Annotated in this window: 21 protein-coding genes; 13 read left to right on the forward strand and 8 right to left on the reverse strand. The window is 73.2% G+C overall.

What is annotated here, in order from left to right; all coding sequences use genetic code 11:
• Nucleotides 1-103 precede the first annotated feature (103 nt).
• The 4 genes from SHK17_RS02030 (at nucleotide 104) to SHK17_RS02045 (ending at nucleotide 2,673) form a co-directional block, all read left to right on the forward strand.
• Entirely contained in the window at nucleotides 104-589 is a 486-nt protein-coding gene (locus tag SHK17_RS02030; protein WP_322920908.1) for a nucleoside deaminase, read from the forward strand.
• Nucleotides 590-593: 4 nt separating this feature from the next.
• A complete protein-coding gene (locus tag SHK17_RS02035; protein WP_322920909.1) occupies nucleotides 594-1,562 on the forward strand; it encodes an RNA polymerase subunit sigma-70 in 969 nt (322 codons plus the stop codon).
• A 56-nt stretch (nucleotides 1,563-1,618) separates the two neighbouring features.
• Complete coding sequence (locus SHK17_RS02040; protein ID WP_322920910.1) at nucleotides 1,619-2,014, forward strand: YybH family protein; 396 nt, start codon at nucleotides 1,619-1,621, stop codon at nucleotides 2,012-2,014.
• A gap of 101 nt (nucleotides 2,015-2,115) precedes the next feature.
• Nucleotides 2,116-2,673 (forward strand): M15 family metallopeptidase, encoded by a 558-nt coding sequence (locus SHK17_RS02045; RefSeq protein WP_322920911.1) that lies wholly within the window; start codon nucleotides 2,116-2,118, stop codon nucleotides 2,671-2,673.
• On the opposite strand, the gene SHK17_RS02050 is transcribed toward SHK17_RS02045, so the two are convergent.
• Genes SHK17_RS02050 through SHK17_RS02060 form a run of 3 tightly spaced genes read right to left on the reverse strand, consistent with a single transcriptional unit; the run spans nucleotide 2,600 to nucleotide 3,842 of the window.
• The gene (locus tag SHK17_RS02050; protein WP_322920912.1) at nucleotides 2,600-3,043 is read right to left on the reverse strand and encodes a DUF6069 family protein; all 444 of its coding nucleotides are present in this window, start codon (nucleotides 3,041-3,043) and stop codon (nucleotides 2,600-2,602) included. The two genes, SHK17_RS02045 and SHK17_RS02050, sit on opposite strands and share 74 nt — an antisense overlap.
• Complete coding sequence (locus SHK17_RS02055; RefSeq protein ID WP_322920913.1) at nucleotides 3,040-3,510, reverse strand: SRPBCC family protein; 471 nt, start codon at nucleotides 3,508-3,510, stop codon at nucleotides 3,040-3,042. Before SHK17_RS02055 ends, SHK17_RS02050 begins: the two co-directional genes overlap by 4 nt.
• Nucleotides 3,507-3,842 (reverse strand): ArsR/SmtB family transcription factor, encoded by a 336-nt coding sequence (locus SHK17_RS02060; protein WP_322425155.1) that lies wholly within the window; start codon nucleotides 3,840-3,842, stop codon nucleotides 3,507-3,509. The genes SHK17_RS02055 and SHK17_RS02060 overlap by 4 nt, the downstream gene beginning before the upstream one ends.
• A gap of 69 nt (nucleotides 3,843-3,911) precedes the next feature.
• Here SHK17_RS02060 and SHK17_RS02065 point away from each other — a divergent pair, with 69 nt between their 5' ends.
• Together SHK17_RS02065 and SHK17_RS02070 are read left to right on the forward strand one after the other, a co-directional pair.
• Nucleotides 3,912-4,502: a rhomboid family intramembrane serine protease gene (locus SHK17_RS02065; RefSeq protein WP_172269284.1), complete on the forward strand. Its 591-nt coding sequence runs from the start codon at nucleotides 3,912-3,914 to the stop codon at nucleotides 4,500-4,502.
• 50 nt (nucleotides 4,503-4,552) lie between these two features.
• Nucleotides 4,553-4,996 (forward strand): hypothetical protein, encoded by a 444-nt coding sequence (locus SHK17_RS02070; protein WP_322920914.1) that lies wholly within the window; start codon nucleotides 4,553-4,555, stop codon nucleotides 4,994-4,996.
• Nucleotides 4,997-5,041: 45 nt separating this feature from the next.
• Here the strand turns inward: SHK17_RS02070 and SHK17_RS02075 are convergent, their stop codons facing one another.
• Complete coding sequence (locus tag SHK17_RS02075) at nucleotides 5,042-5,251, reverse strand: hypothetical protein (protein ID WP_322920915.1); 210 nt, start codon at nucleotides 5,249-5,251, stop codon at nucleotides 5,042-5,044.
• A 257-nt stretch (nucleotides 5,252-5,508) separates the two neighbouring features.
• Here SHK17_RS02075 and SHK17_RS02080 point away from each other — a divergent pair, with 257 nt between their 5' ends.
• Nucleotides 5,509-6,117 carry a flavodoxin family protein gene (locus tag SHK17_RS02080; RefSeq protein WP_322920916.1) on the forward strand — a complete coding sequence of 203 codons (609 nt, stop codon included), beginning with the start codon at nucleotides 5,509-5,511 and terminating at the stop codon, nucleotides 6,115-6,117.
• A 136-nt stretch (nucleotides 6,118-6,253) separates the two neighbouring features.
• Here the strand turns inward: SHK17_RS02080 and SHK17_RS02085 are convergent, their stop codons facing one another.
• Nucleotides 6,254-6,925 carry an HAD family hydrolase gene (locus SHK17_RS02085; protein WP_322920917.1) on the reverse strand — a complete coding sequence of 224 codons (672 nt, stop codon included), beginning with the start codon at nucleotides 6,923-6,925 and terminating at the stop codon, nucleotides 6,254-6,256.
• Between the two features lie 120 nt (nucleotides 6,926-7,045).
• On the opposite strand from SHK17_RS02085, the gene SHK17_RS02090 reads away from it, so the two are divergent.
• From SHK17_RS02090 to SHK17_RS02100, 3 genes are read left to right on the forward strand one after another with little or no spacing between them, the layout of a single operon-like run.
• Nucleotides 7,046-7,714 carry an ANTAR domain-containing protein gene (locus SHK17_RS02090; RefSeq protein ID WP_322425148.1) on the forward strand — a complete coding sequence of 223 codons (669 nt, stop codon included), beginning with the start codon at nucleotides 7,046-7,048 and terminating at the stop codon, nucleotides 7,712-7,714.
• 59 nt (nucleotides 7,715-7,773) lie between these two features.
• A complete protein-coding gene (locus tag SHK17_RS02095; protein ID WP_322920919.1) occupies nucleotides 7,774-8,457 on the forward strand; it encodes a response regulator transcription factor in 684 nt (227 codons plus the stop codon).
• Nucleotides 8,454-9,419, forward strand: a complete 966-nt coding sequence (locus SHK17_RS02100; RefSeq protein WP_322920920.1) for a TIGR03557 family F420-dependent LLM class oxidoreductase — start codon at nucleotides 8,454-8,456, stop codon at nucleotides 9,417-9,419. Before SHK17_RS02095 ends, SHK17_RS02100 begins: the two co-directional genes overlap by 4 nt.
• Nucleotides 9,420-9,437: 18 nt before the next feature.
• Here the strand turns inward: SHK17_RS02100 and SHK17_RS02105 are convergent, their stop codons facing one another.
• The 3 genes from SHK17_RS02105 to SHK17_RS02115 all read right to left on the reverse strand — a co-directional run bounded on the left by SHK17_RS02105 (nucleotide 9,438) and on the right by SHK17_RS02115 (nucleotide 11,419).
• Entirely contained in the window at nucleotides 9,438-9,890 is a 453-nt protein-coding gene (locus SHK17_RS02105; protein WP_322920921.1) for a hypothetical protein, read from the reverse strand.
• Nucleotides 9,891-9,977: 87 nt separating this feature from the next.
• Complete coding sequence (locus tag SHK17_RS02110) at nucleotides 9,978-10,727, reverse strand: GAF and ANTAR domain-containing protein (RefSeq protein WP_322920922.1); 750 nt, start codon at nucleotides 10,725-10,727, stop codon at nucleotides 9,978-9,980.
• Between the two features lie 110 nt (nucleotides 10,728-10,837).
• Entirely contained in the window at nucleotides 10,838-11,419 is a 582-nt protein-coding gene (locus SHK17_RS02115) for a phosphatase PAP2 family protein (protein WP_322920923.1), read from the reverse strand.
• Between the two features lie 384 nt (nucleotides 11,420-11,803).
• Between SHK17_RS02115 and SHK17_RS02120 the strand changes: the two genes are divergently transcribed.
• Genes SHK17_RS02120 through SHK17_RS02130 form a run of 3 tightly spaced genes read left to right on the forward strand, consistent with a single transcriptional unit; the run spans nucleotide 11,804 to nucleotide 14,138 of the window.
• Nucleotides 11,804-12,985: a zinc-dependent alcohol dehydrogenase gene (locus tag SHK17_RS02120; RefSeq protein WP_322920924.1), complete on the forward strand. Its 1,182-nt coding sequence runs from the start codon at nucleotides 11,804-11,806 to the stop codon at nucleotides 12,983-12,985.
• A complete protein-coding gene (locus tag SHK17_RS02125) occupies nucleotides 12,982-13,935 on the forward strand; it encodes an iron-containing redox enzyme family protein (RefSeq protein ID WP_322920925.1) in 954 nt (317 codons plus the stop codon). Before SHK17_RS02120 ends, SHK17_RS02125 begins: the two co-directional genes overlap by 4 nt.
• Entirely contained in the window at nucleotides 13,935-14,138 is a 204-nt protein-coding gene (locus SHK17_RS02130; RefSeq protein ID WP_322920926.1) for a CDGSH iron-sulfur domain-containing protein, read from the forward strand. Before SHK17_RS02125 ends, SHK17_RS02130 begins: the two co-directional genes overlap by 1 nt.
• The last annotated feature ends 165 nt before the right edge of the window (nucleotides 14,139-14,303 follow it).

Here is a 14,303-nt window from a genome sequence, read left to right on the forward strand (position 1 = left end):
CGCGCGCGCCAGCCGCGCAACGGACGCCGGCGGCAGCCGTAGCCCGTCGTCCTCCGTCCTCGCAGGGCTTGTCCGACCGGCGCGGGTAGGACAGGTTGGCACCATGTCGCTCGAGCTGCGCGGGTCCGCCGAGCACCTCGAGCTCTGCCTGGAGCTGGCCGAGCAGGCGCTGGACCGGGGGGACTTCCCCTTCGGGTCGGTCCTCGTGGACCCCGACGGCACGGTCCTGCGTACGGCGCTCAACGCCGAGGTCACGCGCGCGGACCCCACGGCCCACCCCGAGCTGGAGCTCGCGCAGTGGGCCGCCGCCCACGTCGCGGAGGACCGGCGCGGTTCGTGCCTCGTCTACACCTCCGGCGAGCACTGCCCGATGTGCGCCGCCGCCCACGCGTGGGTCGGCCTCGGGCCGATCGTCCACGCCGCGTCGTCCGACCAGCTGGCGCAGTGGCGTACGGACTGGGGCCTGCCCGCCTCGCCCGTCGCCGTCCTGCCGATCAGGACCGTCGCCCCCGGCATCGAGGTACACGGACCGGTGGCGCCGTACGACGAGCGCGTCCGCGAGCTGCACCGGCGCCGGCTCGGCGCCTGAGCCGGTGCCGGCACCCGACTTCGACGCTGCGGTCGCGAGCCATCGTGCCGAGCTCGAGGTGCACTGCTACCGGATGCTGGGCTCGGCGCACGACGCGGAAGACGCCGTGCAGGAGGCGCTGGTGCGCGCCTGGTCGGCCTTCGACCGGCTGGAGCCGGGCAGCAACGTGCGGGCCTGGCTCTACCGGATCGCCACGAACCGCTGCCTGACGATGATCGAGCGACGCCGGCGCCGCGAGCTGCCGGTGGACCTGTCGCCGGGCTCGGCCCTCGACGAGGTCGCCTGGCTCGAGCCCCACCCGGCGACCGCCGGCCTGGGCCCGGTCGGCCCGGAGGCGACCTACGAGGCGGCGGAGTCCGTGCAGCTCGCCTTCGTCGCGCTCGTGCAGCACCTGCCGGGACGGCAGCGGGCGGCGCTGCTCCTGCGCGACGTCCTCGGCTTCCCCGCGGCGGAGGCCGCCGCCGTCCTCGGCACGAGCGTGCCGGCGCTCACCAGCGCGCTGCAGCGGGCGCGGGTCGCGGTCGCCGACAGGCTGCCCCCGCCGGACGGGCCCGAGGACGAGGTGGCCGGGGTGGCGAACCGCTACGCCCGGGCATGGGAGGCGGGGGACGTCGAGGCGATCGTGGGGCTGCTCGATGCGGACGCCGACTACTCCATGCCACCCGAGCCCCAGTGGTTCCGGGGTCGTGACGCCATCCGCGGATTCCTGCTCGAGGGACCGCTCCGCGAGCGGTGGCGCTTCGTCGGCACCCGCGCCAACGAGCAGGTCGCCTTCGGCACCTACATGTGGGACGCGCCGCGCGGCACCTTCGCCGCGATGGCCCTCGACCTGCTCCGGGTCCGGGGCGGCCTGGTGACCGAGGTCGTCTCCTTCCTGACGCCCGAGGTGTTCGGGCGGTTCGGGCTCCCGGACGAGGTCTCCGGGGACACGCGCGGGGACCTCGCCGCGGATCTCGTCGGCGACGGCCGATGAGTTCGGGGCCCGGGCCGGGTTGTAGGAGGAGAGAACCCCGTCGAAGGAGCCGACCGATGACCGACCACGAGCAGATCCGCGCCCTCGTCCACCGCTGGGCCGAGGCCGTGCACCGCGGCGACCTGGACACCGTCCTGGCCGACCACGCCGACGACATCGTGATGTTCGACGTGCCGCCGCCCCACGACGGCGTCCGCGGCATCGATGCCTACCGCGAGACCTGGCCGCCGTTCTTCGAGTGGCAGGCCTCCGGAGCGGTGTTCGAGGTCGTCGACCTCGACGTGACCGCCGGCGACGGCGTCGCGTACGCCCACGCGCTGCTGCTGTGCGCCACGCCCGAGCAGCTCGCCGAGAAGCCGGACGTACGCCTGCGCCTGACGCTCGGCCTGCGCCGCGAGGCGGAGCGGTGGGTGGTCGCGCACGAGCACCACTCGTTCGCCGACGTCTCCTGAGCAGTCGCTCGACCCCGGGCGGAGGAGGTCTGGCCGCGAGGGCCGCCAGTCGGCACCTCAGAGGGAGGTGGCGGACCCTCGGCCGTTCCTAGCGTGCTGGTGTGACCACGATCCGCCGCACCCGGCTCACCCTGACCGTCCTCGTCCTCGCCCTGCTCACGCTCGGCTGCTACGCCTCGGAGGGCGGCGAGGACGCCCTCCGCACCGCCGAGGCGGTGGTGACGGGACGGACGGACGTCGACTCGCTCGCCCCCGACGACGCCGCGCTGGCCAGGCTGGACCCGGAGCTGCTGGCAGCGGTGCGCCGGGCGACCCGTGACGCCGAGCGGGACGGCGTACGCCTGACGATCACCAGTGGCTGGCGCAGCCGCGCGCACCAGGAGCGGTTGCTGGCCGAGGCCGTCGAGCAGTACGGCAGCCTTGAGGAGGCCAGCCGCTGGGTCGCCACGCCCGACGCGTCGGCGCACGTCACCGGCGACGCCGTCGACATCGGCCCCACCGACGGCGCGATCTGGGTCGGCCGGCACGGGGCGGCGTACGGCCTCTGCCAGGTCTTCGCCAACGAGCCGTGGCATTTCGAGCTGCTCACCACGCCGGGCGGCCCGTGCCCGCCGATGCTGCCGGACGGGAGTGCGCCTCGGATGCCGCGGCCGCGTTGAGCCGCCGGATCGCGACCAGGCTGATGGGCACGAGCGTCAGGTGGCACGCCGCGAGGGCGACGGTGCTGACGGCGTCGAGGTCGACCGGGAGCGTCATCAGCCCGATCGTGGCCACGGCGAGCGCCGCCGCGACGACGGACGCGACGGTCGCGATCCGCGGGACCCGACCCACGAGCAGCGCGACGACCGTCAGCCCGAGGCCGAGCGGGACCGCGGAGAAGCCGGCGACCGTGACGGCGTCGACCGTCATCGCCTCGCCCTCGCGCGTGAAGGTGAAGTCGCCGCCGGCGAGCCGCCCCAGGGCGTACGCCGCGGGGTTGACGACGACCGCGGTGAGGACGGCGGCCAGCACGACGCCGGCGCGCCTCATGTCGCGTTCCCGGTGCGGTCGAGGTAGGCCGCGATGCGGGCGAAGGCGCCGTTCCACACCTCAGCGCCAAAGAAGTCGCGCACCTCGGGCACGGGGAACCCGGCCTGGTGCACCGACATCAGGGTGCCGTCGCCGTCGGGCTCGAAGGTGACGGTGATACGGGTCGCCATCTCCTCGCCCTCCGGCGTGCGCCCGACGGAGTCGGTGACGAGGCGGTGGGGGCGGTCGATCTCGACGAAGGTCTGGGTCTCGCGGAACACGACGTCCTCGCTGGGACCCCACGCCGCGACCTGCTGGCCGCCGACGCGCAGGTCGACCGAGATGTCGACGTAGCCGGGCTCGTCGTCGAGGATCGTGAACCAAGCCTTCTGCTTCTCCGCGTCGGTGTAGGCGTCGAACACCTCCTCCGGCGTGGCGGGCAGGTGCCGCGACGTGCGGAGGTCGAGGTCGTCGGTCGTGTCGGTCATCGGTCCGTGCCTTTCTGCAGGGTGAACCAGGCGTCGAGGCCGTCGAGGCGGCGCTCCCAGAGGCGTTGGTAGAAGCCGATCCAGGCCATCGCGTCGTCCAGTCGCTCGGTGCCGAGGCGGCAGTGGCGCGAGCGCCCGACCTTCTCGGTCGACACCAGCCCGGCCTCCTCGAGGACGTGGAGGTGCTTCTTGACGCCGGTGAGGGAGATGCCGAGCGGCTCGGCGAGCTCGCTGACGGTGGCCGACCCCCGACCGAGCCGCTCGAGCATCGTGCGCCGGGTGGGGTCGGCCAGTGCCGCGAAGGTGCGGTCGAGGTCGGCTTGCTGAACCATGAGGTTCACCATTCCACACTGAACCAGGTGGGTCAACGTCTGTTTCGCCCCGGCTGTCACCATGGCGGCATGCCCAGCACCGTCCGCGAGCCCGTGTGGAAGGGTGCCGCGCTGCTCACCGGCGGCTTCGTCGTGGTGCTCTGGTTGCTCGAGATCCTCGACGCCGCATCGGGCAACGCGCTCGACGCGTACGGCGTCCAGCCGCGCAGCGAGGACGGCCTGGTCGGCATCGCGTTCGCGCCGCTGCTGCACTTCGGCTTCGGGCACTTGGTCAGCAACACCGTGCCGGTCGTCGTCCTCGGCTTCCTGACCCTGGCCACCGGGATCGCGCGCGGGCTGTTCGCCACCGCGATCATCTGGGTCGTCGGCGGACTGGGGGTGTGGGTCTTCGCGCAGCCGGGCAGCGTCCACGCCGGCGCCTCGGTCCTGGTCTTCGGGTGGATCGTCTACCTCGTGGTGCGCGGCTTCCTCAACCGCAACACGACCGAGATCCTCATCGGCGTCGTCGTCTTCCTGCTCTACAGCAGCGCCCTGCTCGGCGTGCTGCCCGGCCAGACCGGCGTCTCGTGGCAGGGGCACCTCTTCGGCGCGGTCGGCGGGGTCATCGCCGCGCGGCTGCTCACCACGCGCGTACGCAGTGAGTCGAGCATCACGTACTGAGCGGTAACAAACGCCGTACGCCGTCGCCGCGGGCCTCCTAGCCTGCCGCCATGCGTGCTCTCGCCCTCGCCCTGGCCCTGCTCGTCCCCGCCCTCACCGCCTGCTCCGGCGGCGACGAGGACCCGTCCGGCGCGGCGTCGGCCGTGGCGCACGAGGAGGACCAGGCCCTGGCCGAGTGGCGCTCCGCGGTCGAGGCCGAGCTCGGGTCGGACTCCTTCGACTTCGCCAGCATCCAGCAGGACGCGGCCGTCGACTGCCTCCGCACGGACTCCTCGGCGTGGACCGTCGAGCTGGCCCTCAGCGGCGACGTGGCCACCTCCGAGCTCACCCGCGTCGGCCTCGAGCACGCGTGCGGCGACGTCGTACCGGCCTTCGACGAGGCCCTCGCCGCCGTCGAGGCGGCCGCCGACCCGCTCGAGCTCGTCTGCGGCCCGGACGTCGAGCTGAGCGCCGAGGACTCGGTCAAGGCCGAGCTGGTCTGCGCCCACCGCTGACCGCGGCTCGGCGGGGCGCGACCCGCTCTCAGGGGGGCGCGGCGCTCACGAGGGCTCGACCGGTCCGGCGTCCTCGGTCGTCTCGGCGCCGTCGGCGCCCTCGGCGCCCTCGGCATGCGCCGCGTGCGCTGCGCCCTCCGCGCGGTCCTCGTCGTCGCGACGGCCGGGCGACGGCGCCGCGTTCACCGGGTCGGTGTCGAGGTGGGTCTGCGGGTCCGTCCAGGGCCCCGTCGTCGCGTCACCGGATGCGCTCATCGGCTGCTCCTCCTCCTCGACTGGTGCCTCGCTTGTACCCCGCTCGAGGAGGAGTAGTCAAAAGTCCGCTGGCGGGGGTGTATGCATGTGCCCCCCAGGGGTACAGCGAGTTTCGTCGCGGGCCTGCCGTCATGGCCCCGACACCCAGCCGCGGGACCCGCCGGCCCTCACCTCCCGTACGCCGTGCGAGGGGGGACCGGCGGGGCTCGTTGGCCTCGCGCGGTGCATGCGGCTCGGGGGGTGGGGTACGGGCGTCCATGCCCGACCTCAGCTGCCTCGTCCTGAACTGCACGCTCAAGCCCTCGCCGGCCGACTCCAGCGCGGAGCTGCTCGGCTCGCAGGTCCTCGAGGCGTTCGAGGAGCTCGGGGTGGCCGGCTCGATGGTGCGCGTCGTCGACCACGACGTCCGCTTCGGCGTGACCACCGACGAGGGCGACGGCGACCAGTGGCCGACGCTGCGCGAGAAGCTCCTCGCCGCCCAGATCCTCGTCATGGTCACGCCCATCTGGCTCGGTCAGCCCTCCTCGGTGTGCAAGATGGTCCTCGAGCGGCTCGACGCCGAGCTGGGCGAGACCGACGACGACGGCCGCCCCTCGATGTTCGGCAAGGTCGCCGGCATCGGGGTCGTGGGCAACGAGGACGGCGCGCACCACGTGACCGCCGACCTCGCCCAGGCCCTCGACGACGTCGGCTTCACGATCCCCGCCCAGGCGACGACGTACTGGGTCGGCGAGGCGATGCAGGCCGTCGACTACAAGGACATGTCGCCCACGCCCGAGAAGACCGCGCAGACCACCCAGGTCCTCGCCCGCAACGCCACCCACCTCGCGAGGCTGCTGGCGGAGTCGCCGTACCCGGCCGGCTGATCGCGCGTACATCATCGTGGAAGATCCGAGTCACCTGGTGGCTCGGATCTTCCGCGTTGTCCCGGCGGTCACCGGATATCCGGTGACTCCAGACCCGAGAGACCCATAGGGACCAGACCCGAGGACCCCCGACCCCTCACCGCCCGCGCAACGGCCCCTCGTCGAGGTGGTCGAGCAGGTCGCGGGGGCCGTCGTGGACCCGGGCGGCCCCGGCGGCGAGCAGCCGCTCGGCGGCCACGCCGCCGCTGCGCAGCCCGACGAACGCGGCACCGGCCGACTCGGCGGAGAGGGCGTCCCACACCGCGTCGCCGACGACGACGGCCGGACCCCCGCCGACGCGGGCGGCCGCCTCGTGGACGATGTCGGGGGCCGGCTTGCTCGGCACGCCATCGGACCCGGTCAGCACGGCGTCGAGGTGCCGGCGCACGTCCACCAGCTCGAGCAGGTCGTCGACGATGTCGGCCTCCGACGAGCTCGCCAGCACGACGCGGTGGCCGCGGGTGGTCAAGGCGGCGGCCAGCTCGGACGCCCCGTCGAGGGCACAGACGGTGCGCAGGGTGGCCTTGAAGTACTTGTCGTGGAGCGCCCGTACGTCGTCGCCCACCGCGTCCTCGGCTGCGTCACCGGCGACGTGGGCGACGAGCCGGTCCCCGCCCATGCCGATCGCCTCGTGGATCCGGACGCCCGACACGTGCAGGCCGACGTCGTTGAGCGCAGCCTTCCACGCGACGACGTGCTGGTAGACGGAGTCGACGAGGGTGCCGTCGAGGTCGAGGACGACGACCGGGGAGGTGAGCTCGGCAACCATGGCGGCCGGTACCCGCAGGGAGGGGTGGCATGCGTCGCCCCCCCGGGCGGGTGTGGCGTTCCCCGCCGGGCTGGAGCACCATCGATGGGCAGGACCACTGGGACGTCGAGGGGGACCGCCATGGAGCTCCTGCCACAGAGCAGGGAAGCACTGGACGAGTACGTCGCGCCGTCGATCGATGACGTCGAGAGCCTTCTGCGCGTGATCGAGGGCTGGGCCGTCCGGGCCGTGCCGGAGTGTGTCGCGCTGAGCGTCACGCTGCTGGACGAGGACCTGACCTTCACGCTCGTCGACCCCGCCGCGCGCCCGCTGGCGACGGTGCCGGGCGCAGGCGCCCCGGGTGCGCCACCCGCGCCGCCACCCGAGGAGGCCCATGCGCTCGACGAGGGCGGCTGGGCCGAGATGGCCCGGGAGCGGGCCTTCGCCGGGATCGCGAGCACGATCTCGCTGCCGGTCGTCGAGCACGGACGGGCCGTGCTCAACATCGACCTCTACGCCTCCACCGCGCAGGCCTTCCACGGTCGCATCGACGGGCTCGTCGACGCCTTGGGCGTGTGGCAGGCCGGGGCGGTCACCAACGCCGACCTCGGCTTCGACACCCTGCGACGCGCCGAGGCCGCTCCGGAGCGCCTCCGCGAGCAGCGCCACTTCGACGTGGCGGTGGGCCTGCTGGCCGCCCACCTCGGCGTGACCACCGAGGACGCCCTGGCGCTGCTGCGCGAGGCGGCCGAACGGGCGGGCATCTCCGAGACGCAGGCGGCCGACGTGGCACGGACGCTGCTCGCCTGAGGGGGCGCGGACCCAGGCGGGCAGCGCATGCTCCCCGCCCTTCGGGGTACCTATCGCCCATGGAGCGACACCCAGCACCCGCCACCCGGCACATCAAGGTCGCCGTCGTCGACGAGAGCGAGCTCGTGGTGCACGGCATCCGCGCGATGCTGGAGCCGCACTCGGCGCTCGTCACCGTCGTGCCGCACCGGTCCGAGGAGCCGTCGCCCCTCTGTGACCTCACCCTCTACGAGCCCTCCGCCCACGGCCGGTCGATGGGGACGCGCGCGATGCCGCAGCGCTTCCCCACCCGGATGGTCGCCTACGGCTGGGACTGCAGCCCGGAAGCCGTGTCGACCGAGATGTCGCGCGGCGCCGCCGGCTTCGTCAGCAAGTGGCTCCCCGCCCGCCGACTCATCTGGAACCTCCTCCAGATCGCCGACGGTCGTGTCGTCGTCGACGCGTGGACCGGCCAGCCCGAGGCGAGCCGCCCCGCAGCGCAGAAGTGGCCCCTCACCCAGCGTGAGACCGAGGTCCTCTCGATGATCGCCGCTGGACGCGCCAACAAGGAGATCGCCGAGGAGACCAACCTCAGCATTAACTCCGTGAAGTCCTACATCCGCGGCGCCTACTCCAAGATCGAGGTCACCTCGCGCTCGCAGGCCGTCCTCTGGGCGATCCAGCACGGGCTGCTGATGTCGGACGGCGCCGAAGCCGCGCGCTCCGCCGCTTCGGTCCGCCCGGTGGCCCACGCGCGGTCGTGACCCGCTTCGGCTACTTCCTCTCCTGCGAGGAGTACGCCCCGGCGCAGCTGGTCGAGCAGGCCAGGCTGGCCGAGGAGGCGGGCTTCGACGCGCTGTGGATCAGCGACCACTTCCACCCGTGGAACAACGCGCAGGGCCAGTCGCCCTTCGTCTGGTCGATGATCGGCGCGATCGCGCAGGTCTGCGACCTCCCCGTCACCACCGCCGTCACCTGCCCGACCGTCCGGGTGCACCCGGCGATCGTCGCGCAGGCCGCCGCCACGTCGGCGGTGCTGCTCGGCGAGGGCCGCTTCCGGCTCGGGGTGGGCACCGGCGAGGCGCTCAACGAGCACGTCCTCGGTGACGCGTGGCCCCGCACCGACGTACGGCTCGAGATGCTCGAGGAGGCCGTCGAGGTCATCCGGCGGCTCTGGACCGGTGAGGTCGTCTCGCACGAGGGCCGCCACTACGACGTCGACACCGCGCGCCTCTACACGCTGCCGGACGAGCCGCCGCCGATCTACATGAGCGCCTTCGGCCCCAAGGCCCTCGAGGTGGCCTGCCGGATCGCCGACGGCTTCGTCACCACCCAGCCCGATGCCGAGGGCGTGAGGACGTTCCGGGAGGCGAAGGGCCCCGACGCGCCCACCCAGGCCGGCCTCAAGGTCGCCTGGGCATCGACGCGCGACGACGCGATCGACGCGGCGTACGAGCTGTGGCCCAACGCGGGCCTGCCCGGCGAGCTCAGCCAGGTGCTGCCCAGCCCCCAGCACTTCGAGCAGGCCAGCGAGCTGGTGACCCGTGATGCGGTCGCCTCCAACGGCGCGTTCGGCCCCGACGTCGCCGAGCACGTCGAGGTGTTCACGCCCTTCGTGGAGGCCGGCTTCGACGAGGTGTACGTCGCCAACATGGGCCCGCACTACGCCGAGATGATCGCGGCCTACGACTCCGACGTGCTCCCCGAGCTCCGCCGCCGGGGCTGAGCACCAACCGCTGAGGGCTCAGCGCTGGTAGTCGTCGACGTCCGACGGCTTGGCCTCGTGGCCGTCGCGCCCGTGCGTGCGGCGCAGCTCCTTCATCTCGGCCTCGAAGACGTGGCGCCGCCCCTCGACGAGCTCGTCGAGCGCGCGCTGGTGCAGGCCCTTGGCGCGGGCGTAGTAGCCGTCGTCGAACGACTCGACCATCTGGAACGACCACATCCCGGGCAGCGGGTCACCGCCGAGCACGTCGCGGTCCAGGGAGTCGGCGAGGTCGGTGTGACCTGCCTCCTCGAGCAGCGCGTGAGCCTCCTCGAGCGTGCTCTCCCCGCTGCCCATCAGCCGGTGGAAGGCGTAGAGGTGGCCGCGGGCGTCCTCGACGTGGTCGAGGGCGGCCGACAGCTTGCCGAGGGCCTCGATGGTCTCGTCGGTCACGCCGGAGGGTCGCTGGTGCGCTGCGTCGCGTTCGTCACTCACGTGGTGAAGCCTCACACCCGGCGCGGAGTCATGACCACCCCACTTCGGGCGGGATGGGGCCGGCAATCGGCGCGTGTCAGCACCTTGTCAGCGCGGTTCGGCGTCCGGTGCTTCGTCGCGTTCCGGACCCTGCCCCCTCCGCGCGCCGGGGTCGCGCACGGGGACCCGCTTGGTCCGGACGATCTCGGAGGCGACGTCGCGGACCTTGGTGTTCTCGTGCGACGAGATGCGTCGGAGCACCTCGAACGCCGCCTCGGCGGAGAGGTCGAACCGCTCCATCAGCATGCCCGTCGCCTGCCCGATCTCCGCGCGGGTGCCCAGCGCCCGCAGCAGGTGCTCGTCCTCGATCGAGCGGGCGAGCACGACGGCCGCCACGGCCGCGATCGCCTGCCCGTGCGCGACGTCGTCCGCATCGAAGGCACGCGGGGTGCGGGAGTAGAGGTTGAGCGCGCCCCAGGTGTGGTCCGCGCTGGTGAACAACCGGAAGCTCAGGCTCGCGCGCACCCCCAGCTCGCGCACCATCGCGCTGCCCCACCGGGGCCAGCGGGGGTCGGTCGCCAGGTCGCCCACGATGACGGTCGACTCCGAGCGGATGGCCTCGCGGCACGGGCCCTCGCGGAGGGCGTACTGCGCCTCGTCGAGCATCCGCAACCGCTCGGAGCTGGCCGCGGGGGTGCGGATGGCGTGGCGCTCGACGAGCGACACCCCGACGTGGTCGCACTCCTCGAAGAGGTCGGGAGCGAGGTCCACGAGTCGCTGGAGGGTGTGGATGGGGTCGGACTGCGCGTTGAGCAAGCGCACCGCGTCGGACAGCTGCTGGTCGAAGAGCGCGTCCATGTCCACATCCCTGCCTGGGTCGCTGACCCGCGTCGCCATGTCCCAAGGGGCGCCCGCATGACCAGCCCTTCACCGTCGCACCGCTCGTCCCGCACCGCAAGGGGTGACGGTCAGCGGCCCACCAGCGAGCGCAGGCCCGCCGCGACGGCCACCCCGAGGGCCGCACCGCCGACGGCGTCGACCGGGTGGTGGGCGCCCTGGCCGATCCGGACCACGGCAGCGGCGGCCGCCGCGCCGAGCACCGCGGGCCGTGCGCGGGACGGGAGGTCGGGCGCCACGAGTGCGGCGGCCGCGAACGCGATGGCCGCGTGCCCGGACGGGAACGAGCCGCCCTCGACGGGCGCGTCGTCGCGGAGCACCGTCGGCTGGACGTAGAGCGGCCGCGGCGCCGGGCGTACCTTCTTGATGCCCACCTCGAGGGCCTTCTCCAGCGGCAGGGCGAGCGCCGCCGCCAGCGCCAGTCGCCGACGTCCGGCGAGCGCGGCCACGACGGCGGTGCCCGGGAGGACCCACGGCGTACCGAGCTGCTGGAGCATGCGGAAGGGCCGCGCCTCTCCGTGGTCGTTGACCAGGGCGAACAGCCAACGGTCCGGGGCCGGGTGCCGGCGCGCGACCGTCGAGGCGAGGGCGGTGACCGCCAGGCCCGCCGTGCAAACGACGGCGTCGCGCTCGCGGATCCGGGGTCGGGTCATGGACGAGTCCTACCACGGCCGCCGGACGGCGGGCGGCCGCCGTCCGGTGCGGGGGCGCCCCTCGGGACAACGTGGAAGATCGAGGTCACGTGGTGGCTCGGATCTTCCGCGATCTCCCGGCGGTCACCGGATATCCGGGGACTCCAGACAGCAGCATCGAGCACAGGTCCCCGGCAGGGTTCCCCGACCCCCCGGACGGCATGCGTCCCCACCGGACGTACGTCGCGCGCGTGCGCATGCTCGGCGGCGCACCGGGGCACTGGCTCTCGTGAGCACCTTGGACAGAGCCGGCCCGGAGCCGGCGCGCGCGACACGCGCGACCACGGTGCCCGACCCAGCAGCCGCGACGACCGCGGCGGAGCAGACCGAGGAGGTCTCCAGTTCATGAAGGCAGTCACCTGGCAGGGAAAGCAGGACATGCAGGTCATCGAGGTGCCGGACCCCGTCATCGAGGAGCCGACCGACGTGATCGTGCAGATCACCTCGACGGGCCTGTGCGGCTCGGACCTCCACCTCTACGACCCGCTGTCCCCCTTCATGACGGCCGGCGACGTGGTCGGGCACGAGCCCATGGGCATCGTCCAGGCGGTCGGCTCGGCCGTCACGACCCTCACCGTCGGTGACCGGGTCGTCGTGCCGTTCAACATCAGCTGCGGCACCTGCTGGATGTGCAGTCGCGGGCTCTACAGCCAGTGCGAGACCACGCAGAACCGCGACACCGGCACCGGCGCCAGCCTGTTCGGCTACAGCAAGCTCTACGGCCAGGTGCCCGGCGGCCAGGCAGAGCTGCTGCGCGTCCCCTTCGGCGACACGCTCCCGATCAAGGTGCCCGAGGGCCCGCCGGACGACCGCTTCCTCTACCTCTCCGACGTGCTGCCCACCGCGTGGCAGGCGGTCGAGTACGCCGACGTCGAGGACGGCGGCACGCTGCTGGTCGTCGGCGCCGGCCCGATCGGCGACATGGCCTCCCGGATCGCCATGCACCGCGGCCTGCGCGTCATCGTGGTCGACTCCGTCCGTGAGCGCCTGGCCCGGGTCCACGGCCGCGGCGCCGAGACCATCGACCACACCGAGGTCGACGGTGTCGGCGACGCCGTGCGCGAGCTGACCGACGGTCGCGGCGCCGACGCGGTCATCGACGCCGTCGGCATGGAGGCGCATGGGTCGCCGATCGCCGAGACCGCCCAGAAGGCCCTCGGCCTGCTGCCGAAGAAGGTGCAGGAGAAGGTGATGCTCACCGCCGGCTCGGACCGGCTGGCCGCGCTCCTGAGCGCGATCGACTCCGTGCGCCGCGGCGGCACGATCAGCATCTCCGGCGTCTACGGCGCCCCCACCGACCCGCTGCCGATGTTCGAGCTCTTCGACAAGCAGGTCCAGCTGCGCATGGGCCAGGCCAACGTGCGCCGGTGGAGCGACGACATCCTCGCGCTGCTGAAGGAGGACCAGGACCACCTCGGCGTGGACTCCTTCGCGACCCACCACCTGCCGCTGTCGCAGGCGCCCGAGGCCTACCGGAAGTTTCGCGACAAGGAGGACGGCATGGTCAAGGTCGTGTTCAAGCCGTGAGGCTGCCCAAGCCCCGCGGGCCGCTCAGCGAGTGGGTCGTCGCCCGGCTGACCGACGGCACCACCTCGGTGGCAGCGGCCCCGGCCGCCGGCTCCTGGGACGACGAGTGCATCGCGCTCTGGACCCTGCACGAGCTGTCGTACCGCGGCTTCGAGGACGCCGACGACCGCGCCGAGTGGGCGCCGGACCTGCTCGTCGTCCGCCACGAGCTCGAGACCGCGCTCGAGGAGCGGCTGCGGGCGCGCTGGCAGGAGTCGGGTGCCGTCGAGGTCGACGACCCCGCGCAGGTGCCCGCGGCGCTCGAGTCACTGGTCGCCGCGGACGACGGACCGTCCCTCGCCGACCACGTACGCCGGCGCGCCGACCGCGAGCAGGTGCTCGAGCTGCTGCGGCAGCGCTCGATCTACCACCTCAAGGAGTCCGACCCCTCCGCGTTCGTCGTGCCGCGGCTCCCGGTGCGCGCCAAGGCCGCGCTGATGGAGCTGCAGTACGACGAGTACGGCGACGGCGACCCCAACCGGCTGCACGCCCACATGTTCGCGCGGGGCCTGGACGCGATCGGGCTGCGCTCGGAGTACGGCGCCTACGTCGACGACGCCCTCCCCGAGACCCTCGAGATGAACAACGCGGGCTCGCTCCTCGGCCTGCACCGCCGCCTGCGTGGCGCGGCGATGGGGCACCTCGCCGCGTTCGAGATGACCAGCTCGCTGCCCTCGCGCAAGATGGTGCAGGGGTTGGACCGCCTCGACCTGGGCGGGCCGATGGCGGCGTACTACGACGAGCACGTCGAGGCCGACGCCATCCACGAGCACCTCGCCACCCGCGACATCTGCGGCACGCTCGCGGAGGACGAGCCCGACCAGGCGACGGAGATCCTCTTCGGGGCTTACACCTGCCTGGACGTCGAGGCGCGGTTCGCCACCGCCCTGCTCGCGTCGTGGGACGTCTGATGTCCGCCGACCGCGACTTCGACCACCCCGACGTGGTGCTGTGCCCCGACGGCCCGCTGCTGCTCCGCAACGCCACGTCGGTGCAGGCCGCCGACGGCACGATCCACCCGGTCGAGCGCCCCGTCGTCGCGCTGTGCCGGTGCGAGAAGTCCAGCCGGCTGCCGTGGTGCGACGGGACCCACAAGGTGATCCCGCGGGGGTAGGTCCTCCGCCTCCGCCGCTCGAGCGGTGAGTGACGCAGGTTCTCGGCGTGCAGAACGTGCCTCACTCACCGCTCCGGCGGCAGATCTCACCCCTCCGCCGCTCGAGCGGTGAGTGACGCAGGTTCTCGGCGTGCAGAACCTGCCTCACTCACCGCTCCGGCTGCC

It is taken from the genome of Nocardioides renjunii (assembly GCF_034661175.1).
In the GTDB taxonomy this organism is placed as follows: domain Bacteria; phylum Actinomycetota; class Actinomycetes; order Propionibacteriales; family Nocardioidaceae; genus Nocardioides; species Nocardioides renjunii.

Coding starts and splice junctions, on each gene's coding strand:
- SHK17_RS02030 (WP_322920908.1), top strand. CDS start 104: ATGTCGCTCGAGCTGCGCGGGTCCGCCGAGCACCTCGAGCTCTGCCTG.
- SHK17_RS02040 (WP_322920910.1), top strand. CDS start 1,619: ATGACCGACCACGAGCAGATCCGCGCCCTCGTCCACCGCTGGGCCGAG.
- SHK17_RS02050 (WP_322920912.1), bottom strand. CDS start 3,043: ATGAGGCGCGCCGGCGTCGTGCTGGCCGCCGTCCTCACCGCGGTCGTC.
- SHK17_RS02055 (WP_322920913.1), bottom strand. CDS start 3,510: ATGACCGACACGACCGACGACCTCGACCTCCGCACGTCGCGGCACCTG.
- SHK17_RS02060 (WP_322425155.1), bottom strand. CDS start 3,842: ATGGTTCAGCAAGCCGACCTCGACCGCACCTTCGCGGCACTGGCCGAC.
- SHK17_RS02065 (WP_172269284.1), top strand. CDS start 3,912: ATGCCCAGCACCGTCCGCGAGCCCGTGTGGAAGGGTGCCGCGCTGCTC.
- SHK17_RS02070 (WP_322920914.1), top strand. CDS start 4,553: ATGCGTGCTCTCGCCCTCGCCCTGGCCCTGCTCGTCCCCGCCCTCACC.
- SHK17_RS02075 (WP_322920915.1), bottom strand. CDS start 5,251: ATGAGCGCATCCGGTGACGCGACGACGGGGCCCTGGACGGACCCGCAG.
- SHK17_RS02080 (WP_322920916.1), top strand. CDS start 5,509: ATGCCCGACCTCAGCTGCCTCGTCCTGAACTGCACGCTCAAGCCCTCG.
- SHK17_RS02085 (WP_322920917.1), bottom strand. CDS start 6,925: ATGGTTGCCGAGCTCACCTCCCCGGTCGTCGTCCTCGACCTCGACGGC.
- SHK17_RS02090 (WP_322425148.1), top strand. CDS start 7,046: ATGGAGCTCCTGCCACAGAGCAGGGAAGCACTGGACGAGTACGTCGCG.
- SHK17_RS02095 (WP_322920919.1), top strand. CDS start 7,774: ATGGAGCGACACCCAGCACCCGCCACCCGGCACATCAAGGTCGCCGTC.
- SHK17_RS02110 (WP_322920922.1), bottom strand. CDS start 10,727: ATGGACGCGCTCTTCGACCAGCAGCTGTCCGACGCGGTGCGCTTGCTC.
- SHK17_RS02115 (WP_322920923.1), bottom strand. CDS start 11,419: ATGACCCGACCCCGGATCCGCGAGCGCGACGCCGTCGTTTGCACGGCG.
- SHK17_RS02120 (WP_322920924.1), top strand. CDS start 11,804: ATGAAGGCAGTCACCTGGCAGGGAAAGCAGGACATGCAGGTCATCGAG.
- SHK17_RS02130 (WP_322920926.1), top strand. CDS start 13,935: ATGTCCGCCGACCGCGACTTCGACCACCCCGACGTGGTGCTGTGCCCC.